The organism is Planktothrix sp., from assembly GCF_046067725.1.
In the GTDB taxonomy this organism is placed as follows: Bacteria; Cyanobacteriota; Cyanobacteriia; order Cyanobacteriales; family Microcoleaceae; genus Planktothrix.
Genome location: NZ_JBJUDF010000113.1, coordinates 1 through 2,824, shown reverse-complemented (window position 1 = coordinate 2,824; position 2,824 = coordinate 1). Strand labels below are relative to the sequence as shown.

The 2,824-nt window shown below is 40.6% G+C and carries 3 protein-coding genes and 1 pseudogene; 2 read left to right on the top strand and 2 right to left on the bottom strand.

Going from position 1 to position 2,824, the window contains the following annotated elements:
* Window positions 1-219 precede the first annotated feature (219 nt).
* Window positions 220-1,185, top strand: coding sequence for a calcium-binding protein (locus tag ACKPEB_RS06460; protein WP_408964027.1), 966 nt, complete (start codon window positions 220-222; stop codon window positions 1,183-1,185).
* 95 nt (window positions 1,186-1,280) lie between these two features.
* Window positions 1,281-1,625: a hypothetical protein gene (locus ACKPEB_RS06455; RefSeq protein ID WP_408964026.1), complete on the top strand. Its 345-nt coding sequence runs from the start codon at window positions 1,281-1,283 to the stop codon at window positions 1,623-1,625.
* A 335-nt stretch (window positions 1,626-1,960) separates the two neighbouring features.
* Here ACKPEB_RS06455 and ACKPEB_RS06450 read toward each other — a convergent pair whose 3' ends face one another.
* Together ACKPEB_RS06450 and ACKPEB_RS06445 are read right to left on the bottom strand one after the other, a co-directional pair.
* Complete coding sequence (locus ACKPEB_RS06450) at window positions 1,961-2,311, bottom strand: hypothetical protein (protein WP_408964025.1); 351 nt, start codon at window positions 2,309-2,311, stop codon at window positions 1,961-1,963.
* 30 nt (window positions 2,312-2,341) lie between these two features.
* Window positions 2,342-2,824, bottom strand: a pseudogene (locus ACKPEB_RS06445) (transposase); the annotation flags it as partial.

Below are 2,824 nucleotides of genomic sequence, written 5' to 3'. Positions count from 1 at the left end.
TAGAGATGAAAATGCAGCAAAAAACATCCGAGAAGAAGGGGTAAAAATCTTGTCAACAAATACCGTAGGGCATACGGAAATTCAAGCTTGTGGAGAGGATGTAAGACTCGTTGGTGCTTGCGCCAAAAAGCATTCTTCTGTGAAACAAGAATCCCCCGTCACAGCTACGCTGTGACGGGGGAGTGTCAAAAACTTAATCAACTTAAATCAAACTGTTCTATGGTAGCTCTATCACCTGAAACACCCTGGGTCAGCGTTCCTCAACCGCGTCACTCAGGCCATGACCCTTCCGAAACTGAACTTCCCACAAAAGGCGAAACACCAAAGCCTATTTCTGTCATTTCCGAACCCTTAACTTCATCTGATCTGCTATCCGGGTTATTTTTATTAACGAATAATGCGGATCAAGTTGAAATTGCACCCGGAGTTTTAGGGGTTAACCCGGTCGCCATCTCCAAATATCCTAACGGGTTAGCGGCTTTAGAGGGAAATGATTCAGTTCGAGGGTCTACAGACTCAGAACAAATAATGGGAAATCAAGGTCAAGATACCCTGGAGGGCCAAGGGGGAGATGATACCCTGCGGGGAGGTCAAGAGTTTGATCTCCTATATGGCGGTGTGGGTAATGATCTGCTGAACGGTAATTTAGGGGATGATTATGTGTACGGAAATGAAGGAAATGATTTATTGCGAGGCGGTCAAGGAAACGATGCGTTAGTCGGAGAAGCAGGGAATGATACCCTCATCGGCGATATGGGACTTGATCGTCTTTGGGGGGGTGAAGGTGCTGATGTGTTTGTTCTGCGTACAGATACCGCCACTCCTGCGATGTCTGATGCTTTACCCTCCGACAATGGAGTGGGGGATGTGGACACCATTTCTGCTGATTTTATTTTGGATTACAATGCTGCTCAAGGAGATGTCATTGGGTTAACGGAAGGATTAACTGTTAATGATTTGGTGATTACCCAAGAAACTCTAACCTATGGGGATCTTCGTGATTATCAAAGTAGTGGCCCCTTCCCTTTAGATCAAATTAGAACGGCTGACTTTCAAATTGAAACTGTTTCAGTTACGGTGATGACAATCGCTGAGACAGGAAATATTTTAGGGTTAGTCAAAGGGGTTTCTCCGGGTCAACTTCAGTTTGTTTCCGTTGATCATAATATTCTCGGAAAAGGATAGGTGATTTCCCTTAATTCCTGTTTTTGTTAATCTCCCAAAAACACCTACAATTATAAAGTGTTGTTCCTATCCACCTCTAAAAATTATTCATCTCAATGTTGAGTTCTTTTAATGTCCGTTGTTTTCAGCCTCTTATTTTATTGGTCTTAAGTGCTGGTTTTTTGATTCCTGTTGATCCGGTATTATCGTTAACACCAGAGGAACAACAAGCATTTAGTACCGAATATATGAAAGGCTGTTTGGAAGGTATTAATCAATCGGGACTTGATCCGAAAAAAGGAGAACAATATTGTCGTTGTACACTGAATAATTTGTTGAAACTTCCTGATGACAAGTTAAGGTCTTTATCAGATTTGACAGAACAACAGATTATCCAAGATACAGCGATTCTAAATGCAATTAATAGTTGTTTTTCTAATTATCGTCAACCCCAACAATAGTTGAGTAAACTACAACCTGAAAATCCCCCTGAACTGATTGATTTAGGGGATTTTTTTTAACTCATTGTTAGGGTGGGTAAACGTCCTGGGAACTCAAAAAAATTCCTTTCAAAATTATATGACATCCAGAAAGGTTTGCTACAGGTTATGAGGGAGTCCTATAGCAAGTCTGAATCGGTTGTAATAACCTCTATGACTAAAACCCTTACCGTAGGGGTAATTCATGAATTGCCCCTACCACAAATCAAATAGGATTGCTATAGCTCATAAATGTTCCCATTACCAATTCGTAGTTCGTAATTCGTAATTCGTAATTCATAATTCGTAATTCCCGATTAGCTATTTTTCAGAAAAACTTCGACCTTTTCTGTTGTCCATTCTTCACTGGCATCAACAGAAACTCGAATATTGCGCGTGGGTACATCTTCATCGGAAACAGCCGATAAAAATTGTTCTAAAGGATTATTCGGTTTTTGATTACCAAATCCTCTTCGAGATTGGTCTAACGCGGGCAATTCCAACAATTGAAAATCGGTTGAATTCACCGTTGCAAACACTTTAATAATATCTAACCCTTCCTGATAATTTTCCGGTAATGAAAGTTTGAGTTTTTTGGGTTTTGTTTCTTGTCCAGGTTCTATGATTTCAGCAACCGCACCATCAGGATAGATTTTAACAACACTCATATCTGATGCTAGGTTTAAGGCTGTATAGCGCTACGCGCATAGGTTAGGACAATTTCTAAATGCAGCATCCACGCATTCTCTGACGGTTTGAAATTCGTTTAATCTCTGTTTCATCCATGTCTTTAAGACAGCCCACCAGTTTTCAATCTTGTTCAAGTCCGGAGAATATGGGGGCAGATACCAAATTTCACATCCGGCTCCTTCCACAAGTTCTTTGATAGATTTCCCTTCTTTCAATGCTGATAGCCAACTGACTCTTTCTCTTTTTTTTCCTGACTTGAGAGCATAACATCTTTCCCCTATTGGGCTGTAGCCATACGGGTAATCCTCTCTATTATCAAATCCCGCTTCATCTACATAAACTTTTCTTCTCCTCTCTATTCCCTCTAGTTTTTGAAGAAATTCTCGTCTTTTTTCTTCATCTCTTTCCCTATACCCATAAGTTTTTTTTTTCGACTTATACCCAGTTTTCGGCAAGCATAACTAATATTCTGTTGCGTCGCCCCACACCCC

Coding starts and splice junctions, on each gene's coding strand:
- ACKPEB_RS06450 (WP_408964025.1), bottom strand. CDS start 2,311: ATGAGTGTTGTTAAAATCTATCCTGATGGTGCGGTTGCTGAAATCATA.
- ACKPEB_RS06455 (WP_408964026.1), top strand. CDS start 1,281: ATGTTGAGTTCTTTTAATGTCCGTTGTTTTCAGCCTCTTATTTTATTG.
- ACKPEB_RS06460 (WP_408964027.1), top strand. CDS start 220: ATGGTAGCTCTATCACCTGAAACACCCTGGGTCAGCGTTCCTCAACCG.